The sequence below is a fragment of the Thermodesulfovibrionales bacterium genome, assembly GCA_035622735.1.
Taxonomy (GTDB): Bacteria; Nitrospirota; Thermodesulfovibrionia; order Thermodesulfovibrionales; family UBA9159; genus DASPUT01.
In genome coordinates, this window is the sequence record DASPUT010000175.1 from 1 (window position 1) to 14371 (window position 14371).

Here is a 14371-nt window from a genome sequence, read left to right on the forward strand (position 1 = left end):
AAGTAAGTTTGCAGTTATGAATGGTGGGCCTCCCTCCCATGCGAAATAGCTCATTAATAAGAGGCCCGGAAGTCCTGCAAGAGCGCCCACTAGTAACTTGCGGTCAGGCAGAATTATTCTATTTATTATTCCACCACTAAAATATATGATTGACATGATGTAGGGATAGTAAAAGAAAAATATCAAAGCAAGGATGTTTGTAGCGACAGAAATTCCTAAAAGCTGTAGGATCTTTGTCTTCATTGCAATCTGAGTTTCTGATTGCTCCTTGCGAACATCATTTGGGCTCGATATATTTATTGTGGCTTAACGAGACGTGTGAGCCGCAGGGGCAACCACAATTGAAAAAAGCACGTAGGCGACTCACTGTCGGCTCGATTTTGTTGCTAAGCATTCTTTGGTTGATTTGTCTTTATTCCTGTCTTTAGTCTTTTTATTATGAATGCCACGATTATGCTGGGCAAGGTAAATAGGAACAAAGGTATCAAGTCTAATGGACCGAGTTGGCCATAATATGGGAGGATCATAAGGCCCGAAAAATAAAATCCGAGAATTAACAGCCAGCCAACTGCCCACGGATTAGAAGAAGTGAAGATCGAGATTGGTATTGTGGTTGTTGTCGTGTAAATAATGTAGTAAGTCGTAAGGCCGTCATTTATTGTTTCTGGGTTTGCACTTTTGGAAGCAAATGCTATTCTCCATAAGATGCTGCAGACAACGCCCAGGAATAAGGCGACAACGAGGGTTGACCGATTTCTATTTATTGTTTCCATTTTTGTTTAACAATTACTATGCGAACTGTCGCAATTTCCGGAAACTTGTCTCAACTATAGCAATGCCCCAAGGATTTTTCAATTTGACGAGTTATACTGGAGACACGATAGAATCAATACAAGGGTTTTCCAATGCTTCCTCCTTCCGTGGTAAAATAAAACATCTTAAAACATGGCAACAACATCCTGCACTGACAAGGATATCCTTTCGAAGTTTCAACGGCTCCTTTCGGAAAGATGTTCACAGACGACACGATAGCGGCTATCTCGACTCCGCCCGGCGAGGGCGGCATCGGGATCGTCAGGCTGAGCGGCGGTGACGCGATAGGCATTGTCGAGCGGTTCTTTACGTCTCCAAAGAAGAAAAAACTTGAAGACACGAAGTCCCACAGGCTCGTCTACGGCTTCATCAAAGACCCCCGGACCGGGGCAACTGTTGGTGAGGTCCTTGTGGCAGTAATGCGGGCGCCCCATACCTATACGAAGGAAGATGTGGTCGAGATAAACTGCCACGGCGGCATCCTTCCGCTCCGTGCCGTCCTCGAACTCGTTCTGAAGCAGGGCGCGCGGCTCGCCGAGCCGGGAGAGTTCACGAAACGCGCCTTCCTGAACGGGCGAATCGACCTATCACAGGCGGAAGCGGTCATCGACGTCATAAGGGCGAAGACCGATGAATCAGGAAGGATAGCGCTCGGTCAGCTTTCAGGGGGCCTCTCGGATGAGATTACGTCTCTGAGAGACCGTGTCGCCTCCCTCTCTGCCCAGATCGAAGCTGAGATAGATTTTCCCGAAGATGAGATCGAGCCGGTCTCGAAGGAAAACATCCTGCTGGAGATCGAGGATATAACAAAAGGACTAGTTCTCCTTTCCGCGAGTTTCGACGAGGGGCGATTTTTCAGGGAAGGACTGAAGGTTGCGATAGTCGGAAGGCCGAATGTCGGGAAATCGTCTCTCCTGAACGCGCTCCTGAAGAGGGACAGGGCGATTGTAACTGAAACTCCGGGGACGACGAGGGATGTCCTCGAAGAATACCTCAACATGAAGGGCTTGCCGGTAAGGATCATGGATACCGCCGGCATCAGGGAGACCCATGAGATGGCGGAACGGGAAGGGGTGCGGAGAAGCCTCAGGGCGATAGACGACGCGGATGTCGTGATCTGTCTCATCGATGGGAGCATGCCGCTCCATGACGAGGACAGAGAGGTCCTCGAAAGGACAAAAGAGAGGAATACCCTGATCGCGATAAACAAGTCTGATCTCCCCCTGAGCGATGCTTCGTTAGAACCAGGCCTCAAGGCATACGCGGAAAATGTCCTGAAGATCTCTGCCGCGACAGGCATGGGCCTCGATAATCTAAAAGACAGAATAACTGAGATGGCCTTTATCGGTAACGGGAAGCCTGCCGGAAGGTCTTTCGGAGAGGGAAGCAGCATCATGGTCACCAATGTCAGGCACAAACTCGCTCTCGATGATGCGGAAGGAGCACTCAGAAGGGCTGGCGAACTCTTTCAGGAGAGCCACCCGCTCGAGATCGTTGCGATCGAATTTCGCACTGCCCTCGACAGGCTGGGAGAGATTGTCGGCGCCGTGACGACAGAGGATATCCTGAACAGGATATTCAGTGAATTCTGCATCGGGAAATAATCCGCCCTTTCTCGCTCCTTCCCAAGCAATCAGTTTTTGTGGTATCTTTTTATGAGCCGATGTGGTGGAACTGGCAGACGCGCCGGACTCAAAATCCGGTGGGGGCAACCCCGTGAGAGTTCGATTCTCTCCATCGGCACCAAGCGATTTCGAGGTGGCCCGGTGATTATGCGGACAGTCGTGAGATGTGTCGTGATTCTCCTGACCTTTCTCTTCCTCACCGCCGAAGTCCCTTCGCCGTGGGGGATGGACGAACTCATCGGCAAGCAGGCGCCCGACTTCACCCTAAAGGACATCACCGGCAGGAGCCTTTCGCTCTCCTCCCTGAAGGGAAAGGCCGTTTTGGTCAACTTCTGGGCAACATGGTGTCCGCCGTGCCGCGATGAGATGCCTTCCCTCAACAGGCTCTTCAAGGCCTACAAGGACCAGGGACTCATCGTCCTTGCGGTTTCGACGGACAGGAGCGAGTCGACTGTGAAAGATTTCTTATCGCGGTATCCCGCGGATTTTCAGGTCTTCATGGATGCCGACATGCAGACGTCACGGCGCTACAGGGTCTTCTCGATGCCGACGGCCTTTCTCCTTGACAGAAACGGCGTAATCATCAAGAGGTATTTGGGGGAAGAGGACTGGGACTCGGCGGAAATCAGAAGCGAGATAGGAAAGGCGCTCAAGGCGAAATAGCGGTGGTATCAGTACGGATTCCAGAGGTGGCAGGAGACGAGCCTTCCGGAATATCCCCGCGATGCAGGCTCCTCCAGCTTGGGCGCGACGGTATCGCAGGGCTCGAACCTTTTCGGACATCTCGGATGGAAAGGACAGCCGGGCGGGATGTCGACCGGGCTCGGTACCTCTCCAGAGATGATTTCCCTTTCTCGCTTTAGGCCCGGCTTTTCGGCTCTCTCCCCTGTTTCGACCCTCGGCGCGGATGCGAGAAGAATCACGGTATACGGATGAAGCGGCTCGCTGAAGAGTTCAGCGGTCTTCGATTTTTCGACGATCTTTCCGAGATACATCACGCCGACCTCATCGCTGAAATACTTGACGACGTTGAGGTCATGGCTGATGAAGAGGAAGGAAAGCCTTGACTGGACCTTGATCTCCTTCAGGAGGTTGAGTATCTGCGCCTGAATAGATACGTCGAGTGCGGAGAGCGGTTCGTCCGCCACGAGCAGCTTCGGAGAAACCGCCAAGGCCCTGGCGATGCATATCCTCTGTCTCTGGCCGCCGCTGAATTCATGGGGATAACGGTCGAGGACATCCCGGTCAAGGCCGACCTTCCCAAGGAGTTCGGTCACGAGTCCCCTGATGTCCTCCCGTCCCGCGAGACGGTGAATCCTGAGGGGCTCAGAGACCGTTTGGAAAACGGTCTTCCTCGGATTGAGCGAGGCAAAGGGGTCCTGGAAGATTATCTGCATGGTCTTCCTGAATGCCTTTAAGGAATCACCACGCAGTTCAGAGATGTCACTGCCGGCGAATTCAATGGTTCCCGACGTCGGGGGAATCAGCCTCAGCACGAGTTTCGCCACGGTAGACTTCCCGCATCCGCTTTCTCCCACGAGTCCGAAGACGCTGTCTTCGTTCAGGGAAAAATCGATGCCGTCGACCGCCTTCAGGACCCTGCGGCCGCCCCTCAAACTATCTTTCAGCGTAAAATATTTCCTGAGGGAATGAACGGTGAGAAAGCTCATCGAAACTCCCTCGCCCTGAAGCATCTTGTGAGATGTCCCGGTTCGATAGCCTCGAGCTCGGGCTCCTTCTCCCTGCAGTAATCTTTCACGAACCGGCATCTGTCGGAAAACTTACAACCGGGAGGAAGTTCATCGGGCCGCGGGACAAAGCCCGGTATCGGGGTGAGGGGTGTTCCCCGTTCCCTCGGAAGGGACTCCAGGAGTCCGAGCGTGTAAGGGTTTCTCGGGTTCGAAAAGAGTCCTGCCACGTCCGCGACCTCCATGAGCCTCCCCGCGTACATAATGGCGACCCTGTCGGCATTCTCCGAGATGATTCCGAGGTCATGGGTGATGAGGAGGAGGCTCATAGCCCTTTCCCGGCGAAGCCGCCGGAGCAGGTCGAGAATCTGGGACTGTATCGTCACATCGAGGGCCGTTGTCGGTTCATCGGCGATGAGGAGCGACGGGTTGCATGCGATGGCCATCGCGATCATCGCCCGCTGCCTCATGCCTCCCGACATCTGATGAGGATATTCCTTGACCCGCATATCGGGGGAAGGAATCTTCACCGCCCGCAAAAGATCTACCGACCTCTCCCACGCCTCGCGCCGTGAGCGATTTTCATGCGTCGTGATCGCCTCTGCTATCTGGTAGCCGATCGTGAGGACGGGATTCAGCGAGGTCATCGGTTCCTGGAATATCATCGCGATGTCTCTCCCCCGGAGCCCGCGGAGGGATTCCCTGTTCATCGTGAGGAGGTCTGCACCTTTGAAGCGTATCGCGCCTTCGGCAAAGGCGTTTTCCGGAAGAAGGCCGATGATGCCGAGGGCGGTGATGCTCTTCCCGCAGCCGCTTTCCCCGACGAGTCCGAAGACCTCAGCCTCTTCCACGGCGAAACTGATCCTGTTTACTACCCGGACGGGAGATGAAGCGGTCTTGAAGGAGATGCTGAGATCCCTTACCTCGAGGAGAGACACAGCCCTTATTCTTCCTCTTTCTTCCTTATGAGCTTGAGGTAGGTCTTTGCCTCGTTGAGGTTCGGGTTATGCTCGAGGGCCCTTTCCCACTCCTCGATGGCATTGCCGATAAGGCCTTTCATGTAGAAGGTGAGACCGAGCTGCACCCAGGCCTGCCCGTAATCCGGGTTCGTCTCCTTCGCCTTCAGAAAATGGACGACGGCATCCTCGTACTTGCCTTTATACCTCAGCGCAACCCCGAGTTTTGTGAGGATATCGGAAGCGCTCGGATGGAGCCTGAGCGCCTTGTTGTATTCCTCTATCGCCTCATCGTACAGCCCGAGGTCGAGATAGAGGTTTCCGACCTTATAGTGTTCATTCGCGAGCTTCCCTGCCGCAAAGGGGTCAAGGGATGAGGGCGTGGGATGGGCGATCTGTGCTGCCAGAGATATTACATCCTGCGCCTCCGCGAACCTTCCGAGGGCATTATAGGTTATCGAGAGGTTGAGAGAAGCCTCGGTATAGCTCGGGTTTATCCTGAGGGCCTGCTCGAAATATTCCGATGCTTCCTCATACGCGCTGTTCAGATACGCGATTACTCCGAGCTTGTTCAGAACGTCCGCATAACTCGGATTCAGCTTTATGACTTCCTGCAGGATGGGTTCCGCCTCAGCGTATTTGCCCGAATCGAAGAGGTCTTTCCCTGACTGGTAGAGTTCGGATACGGATTTCTTCATATTTCATGAAAGTATAGGATTCCGAATCCCCTTTGTCAAGAAGCTCGCGGCTTGTCAGTAAGTGGACCGTATGCGTCCTGTCTTCCTGTCGAAGAGTATCTTATCTACCATCTTGTTGTCTTTATAGATCTCCACTTCAACGAATCTCTCCCTGTGCCTTATGTGGACTACCCTTAATCCCTTGCTGCCGAAATACCCTTCTATCGCCTTTTCAGCCTCCCGGGGTTCGAGGTCCCCCTTGCAGATACCGTAGGCGCTGCAGTACTGGCAGTAGTCACCGTAAGGAATGACACCCATGCCGCCGCCGTAAGCGACACCGGCCACGACTATCAGAAAAACGATCACGATGTATGGCTCCAACCTCTTCATATTCTATAGTTAACCGAAAAAGATTGAAGGAAATGTGAAGACGGTCTCATAGCTCCCCCACCCCTTTTATTTCGACGGTTTTGTAACGCGACGATGCCCCCCTGAGTATCCGGATCGAACTTTTCCGTACCTTGAGTTCCTCCGAGAGCACCTCGATGAGTTGTTCGTTTGCGGCGCCGTCCGCCGGAGGGGCCGTCAGGTTGACCTTCAGGATGTCGCCACTAGCGCATTCAATCCCCCTCCTCGAAGATCGGGGCTGCACTTTCACCTGCACCATGATACCTTCTTTCGTCTTCTTAAAGGGTATCCGCATCATCACCTTCCGGAGGCGCCTCTCGACAGCAGTCTCGATTCAGTCACGAGCCCGCTCATCGCCGGTCGCCGGTTGCGGATGCTTCGTCGGGAGCCATACCCTGACCGTCGTCCCTTCTCCAATCCTGCTTCTGATTTCGACCCTGCCCCCCATGACGGTCACGAGTTCTTTCACGATCGCAAGACCAACGCCCGCGCCGTTACCCGGTGCGGCTGTTCCACGGTAAAACCGGGTGAATATCTTCGATATCTCGTCATCGGGGATACCGCTTCCGGTATCTTCCAGCTCGACAAAGAAATCTTTCCCGTCTCTCCCGTAATCTATCCGGAGACCTCCCTCTTCGGTATACTTGAGAGCGTTCGATATGACATTCCGCAGTATCCTCTCGAGTTTTTCGAGGTCGACGGTCACCGCGAAATCGCCCCTATCGAGTAAGGTCAATCTTAATCCCTTCTCGCGAAATACCGGGTCCATCGATAGCTCGATACCCTTCAGGACTTCCCCGAGGTTCACCGTTTGATAATCGCCGGGAACAAAGAAACTCGCCTCCGCCTTTGTCAGGTCTTCAATCCCTTCCACGAGCCTTGTCAGCCTTTCTATCTCTCCCCTGACGGTTTCGAGACTCTCGCGGGTATTCTCCAGGACCCCGTCGGTAATCGCCTCGACCTGCGCCTTCATTACGGCAAGGGGGGTCCTCAGTTCATGTGCGATATTGGAGGTGAGATGCCTCCTCAACGCCTCTTCCTTCTCGAGGGCCTCCGCCATATAGTTGAAGCTGTCCGCGAGGTTTCCGATCTCGTCGCGCGCGACCGATTTCACCCTGGTGCTGAAATCCCCCTTTGCGACCCGTTCCGCTGCGGTTCTGAGTCGCTTGATCGGCATCGAAAGGTAAAGGCTGAAGAAGACCGCTATGGCTATGGCACTTGCACCCGCGATAATAAAAGATGTTATCAGGAATTCCTTGCCCCTCTTCTTGAAGATCGTCTCCTTTACCGCAACAGACTCGTCGCTCTTCACCGGCCTGATAAAGAGCGTGCCGAGCTCTTTCCCTTCGCTGAAAAGGGGATATTGTTCGAATTCGCCTTCTGCCGCATGGATGTGAATGAGGGATTCCATCCGGCGCTTCATGGCAGGGGGAAGCGATTCCATCACCCGGTGTGAATCGATTATCTCCCTGCCCTCTTCGTCGACCACCCGAGCATCAAAGCCGAGCATCATCGCCCAGTGAATCGATTCGGCCAGGAGGGTCGTATCCCACTGCCCGTCCTGGTAACTGCCTTCCGTCGACGCGAGGATCCAGTACCGGTGATCTTCCTTCGTCCCCCCGATATACTCATCGAAGTCATTCATGGTGAGCCTCTCAAAAATGACATTCGATACGAGGGCGATTACGATCACGACGAGGAAGGCGAGGAAGAGTTTAGTGCGCATCGGGTCTTCCGATAAACTTGTAGCCGACTCCATAAACGGTCTTGATGAAAAGGGGGTTTCTTTGATCCTCCTCGATCTTGTGCCGCAGGTTCTTAACATGGGCGTCGATGGTCCTGTCGTACCCCTCGAAATCATACCCCTGAACGAGATTGATGAGCTGGAGCCTTGTGAGGACTCTCCCCGGCTTTTCCGCGAGGACCGTGAGTATCCTGAATTCCGTGGGGGTGAGGACAACGGGTGTCCCCCCTCGACTGACCTCGAGGGTTTCCGTATCGAGGGTGAGGAGGCCTTCGTTGAAGCTCAAGACCTTCTCCGCCACCTTTTTTGTTCTCCTCAGGTGGGCCTTTACCCTTGCGACGAGTTCTCTCGGGCTGAAGGGCTTCACGACATAATCATCGGCGCCCAAACCGAGGCCCTTTATCCGGTCCTCCTCTCCGCTTTTCGCGGTGAGCATGATGACCGGGATGTCCGATGACTCCCGTATGACCTTGCAGAGTTCTTCCCCCGTGACATCGGGGAGCATCAGGTCGAGGATGATGAGGTCGAAGGGCTCACGGAGGAGGCGCATCGCCTTTTCCCCCGTATCTGCCGCTGTGACGCGAAAGCCTTCCCGTTCGAGATAGAGCACCACGACATCGGAAATCTTTTTTTCGTCCTCAACGACTAATATCGTTCCTGACTTCCCAGTAGTCATAATACCTCTCTCCCATCATACAGGTTAATGCTGCGAGAATGAAGCCTCCGAGAACGTCGACCACATAATGATACCTGCAGTAAACCGTCGAAAAGATCAGCAGGGCGATGACCGGCAGCGTCAGATAGAAGAAAATCCTGTGATACTTGAAAGCGAGAAAGGAGACGACGAGAGAAACGGCGGTGTGGCCGCTCGGAAAGGCGTCTCGTTTAATGCCTTCCAGGCCGTTCAGTACCCGTTGAATGGGCTCCGCGGCGAATGCCCCCCTGAGCTCAGACCCCTGGAGATGATCCATGGTATACCGGGGGCCCAATGCGGGGAAGAGCATGTATCCGATATAGGAGAGGTAGAAACAGAGGAGAATGAGGAAGAGGGTCCTCTCGAACTCCCCGTCCCTCTTCCGGAGCATGAGGAGCAGTCCGAGGGAGATGGGGAGAAAGTAGTACGTGGAATAGGCGACCTGGAGGACATCGGTAAGGAGCGGCCTTTGAAGGGCTTCGAGTATTATCGTCGGATAGCCGTTGAAGATGAGGTAATCGAGTTTTATGAGCGCCTGGTCGATATCCCGCGGATGTAAATCGTGGACAAGCATCTCGAGGCTGTTGAAGATTATGAGGACAGAAACGACCGGAAATATGAGGTTGCGCACGAAACCGGTGACCCCGTTCCCGCCTGCAGGAGCGGGACTCCTTACGAGCATTATTTGGACGATGAGGAGCAAAGAATAGGTGAGGATGAGTCCATAGGCATGGGGGAGTGCGCGGGAAAAAATAAGGGATACCGCGAGGAGAAATGCGAGAAAGAGGACGGTGACGGAGTCGGCGGGCCTCATGAGGAAGAGTCTCTTCATCAGAGCTTCGCGATCACCCTCCTGACGGCCTTCTCTTTTTTTGAAAGCCGATGAGGGTTGCCCTTCCTCGTGACATCCGTTTCCTCGTCGTCACCGCGATCCTCCTCCCGGTTGTCGTCTCCCTCGTCTTCTCCCCTGTCCTTTCCGAGGAAGAGGAGAAACTCTTCTGCAGCTATCGGTACGGAACCGGTCGCCCAGGCATGGTCTGCGATTTCCCTGTCCGAGCTCACCACGATCCACTCGCGCCTGTCGGAAGAGATGATCCTCTTGATAACGGCATCCGCCTTTTCTGCGAGCCGCGAATAGATTACCGTGACCCCGCCTCTCACCGCAGAGGTCTCACGCATCCCGCCGTCTTTCCAGCCGTCGAAGACCACGAGAAGGGTGTGTCCCCTCTTCTTCCGGTAATCGACGAGAAGGCTGATGAGCTTTTCTCTCCGGGCCTCGAGGTCTGCGTGATTGATGCCGACAAGATTGTATCCGTCAATGATTATGGAAGAAATACGTTCACCTTGCTAATCGAAGTCTTTCTTCGTGAGAATCGAAAAGGTGGGATAGCCGAGTTTCTCGATGTTCTGCTTACCGTTCAATTCGTTCCTGTCGAGGAGGACGATGACGGCTATGATACGGAGCCCCGCCTTTCCCGCCGCCTCGATAGCCTTTATCGTCGAGCCGCCGGTGGTGACCACATCGTCAATAACGATGACTGCGTCACCGGCCTTCACATTCCCCTCGATCTGACTCGCTGTGCCGTGGGCCTTCGGCTCTTTTCTGATGACCATCGCCTCAATTGGCTCTTTTCTCAGGTACGAAGTATACGCTGTCGCTACGGCTATGGGATCCGCACCCATGGTGAGTCCGCCGATCGCCTTCGGCTTCAATCCGAGTTCCGATATCTTATCGCAGACGAGATTGCCGATGAGATACTGCCCTTCGGGAGAGTAGGTTGTCCTCTTCAGATCGAAATAGACGTTGCTCATGTTCCCCGAAGAGAGCTTATAGATCGGCCTGTCGCTCTTCAGAAACGAATGCTCTTTAATGTAGGATATGAGCCGTTCTTTTTTGTCCATGTTGCCTAAATATAGCAAAAAACCCGAGGGGATTTCAAAAGATTTCGCGCTCCCGGCGGCCTTTTCCCCGCCCTCTTTGACTCCGAGGCTTTTTTCGTGATATAAAGGAACCGAGATCCATGAATTCATTGCCGAGAATACGGAATGAAAGATAAGAAGGAAACGAAGGTGCTGCTGCCGGAAGAATCGGCAATGCCGCATCGGGAAAGAGCAGTATTGAAAGGATTTGAAAGGGATTGGAAGAGCGCTGAAAAGGCGTTGCGGCTGACCCGATTCACGGTGGACAATCTTTCCGATGCTGTCTATTGGATGGACTCGAAGGCCCGGATAGTAGACGTGAACGAGACCGCTTGCAGCATGCTGGGGTTTACCCGCGAGGAGTTGCTGAATCTCACGGTGTTCAATATTGATCCGGACTTCACGGAGGACAAATGGGTTAAGGCCTGGGATACTCTCAAGGACCGAGGCAAGATGACGCTCGAGACGAAGCACCGTACCAAAGACGGGCGAATTATACCTGTCGAAATCATGGCCAACTACCTCAGCTTCGGCGGCAGAGAACTCGACTGTGCGTTCGCCCGTGACATCACAGAGCACAGGCGGGCGGAAGAGGCGTTGCAGGAAAGTGAAGAACGTTTTCGCAGCCTTGTCGAGTCAACGAGTGATTGGGTTTGGGAAGTTGATGCCCAAGGGGTTTATACCTATGTTAGCCCCCAGATACGAAATCTGCTCGGCTATTCGCCTGAAGAAGTGATCGGGAAAACGCCTTTCGACTTGATGCCGACCGAAGAGGCGCGCCGCATTTCCGGAATCTTCGCATCGATCTCTGCCAACAAGAAATCAATCAAGAACCTCGAGAATATTAACCGCCACAAAGATGGTCGTCTCGTGGTCCTTGAAACGAGCGGAGTACCCTTTTACGACTCTCAGGGTAACCTGGCAGGGTATCGGGGCATCGATCGCGATATCACTGAGCGGAAGCTTGTTGAGGAACGTTTGGAGGCCTCAATCAGGGAGAAGGAAACGCTTTTGCGAGAGCTCTATCATAGGACGAAGAATAATATGCAAGTCATTTCCAATCTCATCGACCTTCAGGTAATATCCGTCAATGATGAACAGACATTGAAATTATTCAGGGAAACTCAGAACAGAATCAAGACCATGGCGCTTGTTCACGAGAAACTCTATCAATCGAAGGATTTGTCGAACCTTAATCTGAAGGATTACATAGGCGATCTTGCAAACGCGGTCCTCGGAAGCTATCAATTGAGTGCGGACCGAATATCTCTGCACCTCGATGTTGAAAGTATTTCCGTATCGATCGATACCGCCACACCATGCGGACTGATCATCAATGAACTGATGTCGAATTCTCTGAAGCACGCCTTCCCGGGCGATAGACGAGGTGAGGTCTGCCTCTCAATACGCCAGTCTGAAGAAGGGGGGATCGAGATGTGTTTCAGCGATAACGGCATAGGATTGCCGAAGAGTTTTGATTTCAGAAATGCAAGGTCTTTGGGGTTGACCCTTGTAAAAAATCTATCCGAGAAACAGCTTAAGGGAACAATTGAACTGAGAACAGACCATCCGACAGAGTTCCGCATAAAGTTCAGAGAACCACTCTACAGAAAAAGGGTATAAAGCAATTAAGAAGAAGATATTGATAGTGGAAGATGAAATAATCGAGGCGATGTTTCTCGGGAAGATATTGGAACTCTGGGGCTATGAGGTATGTGAAATAACAACGTCCGGGGAGGATGCTGTTCACGAAGCCGAAGTTGAGAGGCCTGATGCGGTAATCATGGATATCTACATACATGGAAAAATAAGCGGGATCGAGGCTGCCGATAAGATCCGATTTAAGGTCGGGATACCTATTATCTTCATGACCGGATATTCGGATGAAGAGACGAAGCAGAAGGCGTGCGCTGCGCACGCTGCCGGATATTTCGTAAAGCCGCTCAATTACAACAGACTGAAAGAAGCGCTTACTTCTATAGTACCCCAAGATTCATGAGGCAAGATCGGAAATTCTCGGGCAAATCGTTGCTGATCAGCGTGGGCCTGATGCCTCGCTGGAAGACACGTTCCGATACGTAAGGCGCAACATCTCAGATACTGATAGAGGAAGGGAATAATGGGGAGGCCTGCGAGCAGGCCTCCCCATTCGTTGCTCTCAGTGGTGCATATGACCTGCTGGCTGCTCCTCCTTCTCCTCATAGGGGCACTTCGTCGGCTCATCCATTTCATGGTGCATCTTCTCGCCCATCATGCCGCATTTGCCCTCCATCATTCCCATTCCGCCCATCATATGCCCCGGCTCCATCATCTCCCTCATCTTCTTCCTCTGTTCAGGTGTGAGTTTGGATTTGACCTCCTCCCTCGCCTTGATGAGAGAGAGGCGCATGTCGGTCTCTAACGTCTCTATTTGTCTCAGTTTTGCCTCGACCGCCTTCATGTCGATGGGGTCTTTATCGAGGAGTTCCTTCAGCTCGATTCGGGCTATCTGCGCTTCCGCCCTCTTCTTGACCGTCTCTTTCATTACCCTGTTTCTGATCTCCCTGACCTCTGCCTTCTGTTTCTCGTCAAGGCCGAGACCATGGAGGTGTCTCCACATCGGGTGATCATCGTCCATCATCATCTCGTGCATCCTTCCTTCACCCCTCATACCGCCCATATGCCCCATCATGCCCATGCCCTGATGTTCCATTCCTCCCATCATGCCGCAGCCCATCGGCATGTCACCGCCCATCCCGGACATGCATCCGCACATATCTGCGAATGAACTGCCCGGCAAAAAAACCATGAGAACCAAAAAAATGAATACCAACCCCAAAGATTTTCTCATCGCAACCTCCTTTTTGTTTTTATTGCATCTACTATCGCACAAGATAAGAATAACAAACTCGGGCAGAATGCTCAACTCTGCTTCTCGATAATAATTCTCTCTAAACAGCTATAATAATGAAAGGCGGTATCAATGAAACTTGTCCTTTTTGACATTGACGGAACGCTCTTGGACTCCGGAGGGGCCGGAACGAAGTCTCTGGACCTCGCTTTCGAGGAGACCTTCCTCATCCGGAACGCATTCAGGGGGATTGCGATGGCCGGGAAGACCGATATACAGATCCTGAAGGAAGGGTTGAAAGGGCATGGACTCGAATCCGAGAACGGCAACATCGGCCTCCTCTGCGAGAGCTATATCAAGAATCTCCGGGTGCAGATAGAGAACCCGCGGAGGCGCCTGAAGCCGGGAATCAGGGAGTCTCTTGCGATCTTGGCCGGTCTAGACGGGGTCAGTCTCGGCCTTCTCACCGGAAATATCGAGGCAGGAGCGAGGATAAAGCTCGATCCCTTCGGACTCAATAGTTTCTTCCCCCTGGGCGCTTTCGGCGATGACAACGAGGACAGGAATATGCTCCTGCCTGTTGCGGCAGAAAGATTCCGCGCGCTCTACCGGAGAGAGATACCCTTCGGAGACTGTGTTGTCATCGGCGATACCCCGAGGGATGTCGAATGCGCTAAGGTCCATGGGGCGCGGGCCGTCGCGGTCGCGACCGGACCCTACTCCTACGAAATCCTTGCGGGCTCGGGCGCGGACATGGTCTTACGGGACATGTCAGAAATGGATTATCCCTCTCTGCTCGCCTGACTCGCGGACCCGGTCATCTCAGGGTAACTTCTCTTCAGGCTCGGGATGAACGACGATATCGGTAACAGCCGGGAACCGCTCCTTGATGGCCGATTCCACCCGATCAGCGATGCGGTGCGCCTCTTCAACCGAGATCGCGGGATCTACGAGGATATGGAGATCTACGAAAACGGCATGCGCGGTTCCCCTCGTCCTTATGTCATGGCATCCCC

General features: G+C 53.3%; 18 protein-coding genes and 1 tRNA gene. 6 read left to right on the forward strand and 13 right to left on the reverse strand.

Going from position 1 to position 14371, the window contains the following annotated elements; genetic code table 11:
* Positions 1–243, reverse strand: a 243-nt coding sequence (locus tag VEI96_09255) for a hypothetical protein (GenBank protein ID HXX58173.1), incomplete at its 3' end; no start/stop codon positions are given.
* 767 nt (positions 244–1010) lie between these two features.
* On the opposite strand from VEI96_09255, the gene mnmE reads away from it, so the two are divergent.
* The 3 genes from mnmE to VEI96_09270 all read left to right on the forward strand — a co-directional run bounded on the left by mnmE (position 1011) and on the right by VEI96_09270 (position 3101).
* Complete coding sequence (mnmE, locus tag VEI96_09260) at positions 1011–2417, forward strand: tRNA uridine-5-carboxymethylaminomethyl(34) synthesis GTPase MnmE (protein HXX58174.1); 1407 nt, start codon at positions 1011–1013, stop codon at positions 2415–2417.
* A 55-nt stretch (positions 2418–2472) separates the two neighbouring features.
* A tRNA-Leu gene (locus tag VEI96_09265) sits at positions 2473–2559 on the forward strand.
* 26 nt (positions 2560–2585) lie between these two features.
* The gene (locus VEI96_09270; GenBank protein HXX58175.1) at positions 2586–3101 is read left to right on the forward strand and encodes a TlpA disulfide reductase family protein; all 516 of its coding nucleotides are present in this window, start codon (positions 2586–2588) and stop codon (positions 3099–3101) included.
* An 8-nt stretch (positions 3102–3109) separates the two neighbouring features.
* Here VEI96_09270 and VEI96_09275 read toward each other — a convergent pair whose 3' ends face one another.
* From VEI96_09275 to pyrE, 10 genes are all read right to left on the reverse strand, one after another.
* Positions 3110–4108 carry an oligopeptide/dipeptide ABC transporter ATP-binding protein gene (locus VEI96_09275; GenBank protein HXX58176.1) on the reverse strand — a complete coding sequence of 333 codons (999 nt, stop codon included), beginning with the start codon at positions 4106–4108 and terminating at the stop codon, positions 3110–3112.
* A complete protein-coding gene (locus tag VEI96_09280; GenBank protein ID HXX58177.1) occupies positions 4105–5064 on the reverse strand; it encodes an ABC transporter ATP-binding protein in 960 nt (319 codons plus the stop codon). Before VEI96_09280 ends, VEI96_09275 begins: the two co-directional genes overlap by 4 nt.
* A gap of 5 nt (positions 5065–5069) precedes the next feature.
* Complete coding sequence (locus tag VEI96_09285; GenBank protein HXX58178.1) at positions 5070–5780, reverse strand: tetratricopeptide repeat protein; 711 nt, start codon at positions 5778–5780, stop codon at positions 5070–5072.
* Positions 5781–5834: 54 nt separating this feature from the next.
* Complete coding sequence (locus VEI96_09290; protein ID HXX58179.1) at positions 5835–6125, reverse strand: hypothetical protein; 291 nt, start codon at positions 6123–6125, stop codon at positions 5835–5837.
* 70 nt (positions 6126–6195) lie between these two features.
* The gene (locus VEI96_09295; protein ID HXX58180.1) at positions 6196–6426 is read right to left on the reverse strand and encodes a DUF167 domain-containing protein; all 231 of its coding nucleotides are present in this window, start codon (positions 6424–6426) and stop codon (positions 6196–6198) included.
* A gap of 75 nt (positions 6427–6501) precedes the next feature.
* Positions 6502–7893, reverse strand: a complete 1392-nt coding sequence (locus VEI96_09300; protein HXX58181.1) for a HAMP domain-containing sensor histidine kinase — start codon at positions 7891–7893, stop codon at positions 6502–6504.
* On the reverse strand, positions 7883–8587 hold the full coding sequence (locus tag VEI96_09305; GenBank protein HXX58182.1) for a response regulator transcription factor: 705 nt from the start codon (positions 8585–8587) through the stop codon (positions 7883–7885). The genes VEI96_09300 and VEI96_09305 overlap by 11 nt, the downstream gene beginning before the upstream one ends.
* Positions 8550–9437, reverse strand: coding sequence for a phosphatase PAP2 family protein (locus VEI96_09310; protein ID HXX58183.1), 888 nt, complete (start codon positions 9435–9437; stop codon positions 8550–8552). Before VEI96_09310 ends, VEI96_09305 begins: the two co-directional genes overlap by 38 nt.
* A complete protein-coding gene (locus VEI96_09315) occupies positions 9437–9940 on the reverse strand; it encodes an NYN domain-containing protein (GenBank protein HXX58184.1) in 504 nt (167 codons plus the stop codon). The genes VEI96_09310 and VEI96_09315 overlap by 1 nt, the downstream gene beginning before the upstream one ends.
* A 12-nt stretch (positions 9941–9952) precedes the next feature.
* Positions 9953–10507: an orotate phosphoribosyltransferase gene (gene pyrE / locus VEI96_09320; protein ID HXX58185.1), complete on the reverse strand. Its 555-nt coding sequence runs from the start codon at positions 10505–10507 to the stop codon at positions 9953–9955.
* A gap of 144 nt (positions 10508–10651) precedes the next feature.
* Between pyrE and VEI96_09325 the strand changes: the two genes are divergently transcribed.
* Positions 10652–12148: a PAS domain S-box protein gene (locus VEI96_09325; GenBank protein HXX58186.1), complete on the forward strand. Its 1497-nt coding sequence runs from the start codon at positions 10652–10654 to the stop codon at positions 12146–12148.
* Between the two features lie 25 nt (positions 12149–12173).
* Positions 12174–12524: a response regulator gene (locus tag VEI96_09330; protein HXX58187.1), complete on the forward strand. Its 351-nt coding sequence runs from the start codon at positions 12174–12176 to the stop codon at positions 12522–12524.
* A gap of 159 nt (positions 12525–12683) precedes the next feature.
* Here the strand turns inward: VEI96_09330 and VEI96_09335 are convergent, their stop codons facing one another.
* Entirely contained in the window at positions 12684–13355 is a 672-nt protein-coding gene (locus VEI96_09335) for a periplasmic heavy metal sensor (GenBank protein ID HXX58188.1), read from the reverse strand.
* Between the two features lie 132 nt (positions 13356–13487).
* On the opposite strand from VEI96_09335, the gene VEI96_09340 reads away from it, so the two are divergent.
* On the forward strand, positions 13488–14159 hold the full coding sequence (locus VEI96_09340) for an HAD family hydrolase (GenBank protein HXX58189.1): 672 nt from the start codon (positions 13488–13490) through the stop codon (positions 14157–14159).
* 18 nt (positions 14160–14177) lie between these two features.
* On the opposite strand, the gene VEI96_09345 is transcribed toward VEI96_09340, so the two are convergent.
* On the reverse strand, positions 14178–14371 hold a 194-nt coding region (locus tag VEI96_09345; GenBank protein HXX58190.1), incomplete at its 5' end, for a cation transporter dimerization domain-containing protein.

Coding starts and splice junctions, on each gene's coding strand:
- mnmE (HXX58174.1), top strand. CDS start 1,011: ATGTTCACAGACGACACGATAGCGGCTATCTCGACTCCGCCCGGCGAG.
- VEI96_09270 (HXX58175.1), top strand. CDS start 2,586: ATGCGGACAGTCGTGAGATGTGTCGTGATTCTCCTGACCTTTCTCTTC.
- VEI96_09275 (HXX58176.1), bottom strand. CDS start 4,108: ATGAGCTTTCTCACCGTTCATTCCCTCAGGAAATATTTTACGCTGAAA.
- VEI96_09285 (HXX58178.1), bottom strand. CDS start 5,780: ATGAAGAAATCCGTATCCGAACTCTACCAGTCAGGGAAAGACCTCTTC.
- VEI96_09295 (HXX58180.1), bottom strand. CDS start 6,426: ATGGTGCAGGTGAAAGTGCAGCCCCGATCTTCGAGGAGGGGGATTGAA.
- VEI96_09300 (HXX58181.1), bottom strand. CDS start 7,893: ATGCGCACTAAACTCTTCCTCGCCTTCCTCGTCGTGATCGTAATCGCC.
- VEI96_09305 (HXX58182.1), bottom strand. CDS start 8,587: ATGACTACTGGGAAGTCAGGAACGATATTAGTCGTTGAGGACGAAAAA.
- VEI96_09310 (HXX58183.1), bottom strand. CDS start 9,437: ATGAAGAGACTCTTCCTCATGAGGCCCGCCGACTCCGTCACCGTCCTC.
- pyrE (HXX58185.1), bottom strand. CDS start 10,507: ATGGACAAAAAAGAACGGCTCATATCCTACATTAAAGAGCATTCGTTT.
- VEI96_09325 (HXX58186.1), top strand. CDS start 10,652: ATGAAAGATAAGAAGGAAACGAAGGTGCTGCTGCCGGAAGAATCGGCA.
- VEI96_09335 (HXX58188.1), bottom strand. CDS start 13,355: ATGAGAAAATCTTTGGGGTTGGTATTCATTTTTTTGGTTCTCATGGTT.
- VEI96_09340 (HXX58189.1), top strand. CDS start 13,488: ATGAAACTTGTCCTTTTTGACATTGACGGAACGCTCTTGGACTCCGGA.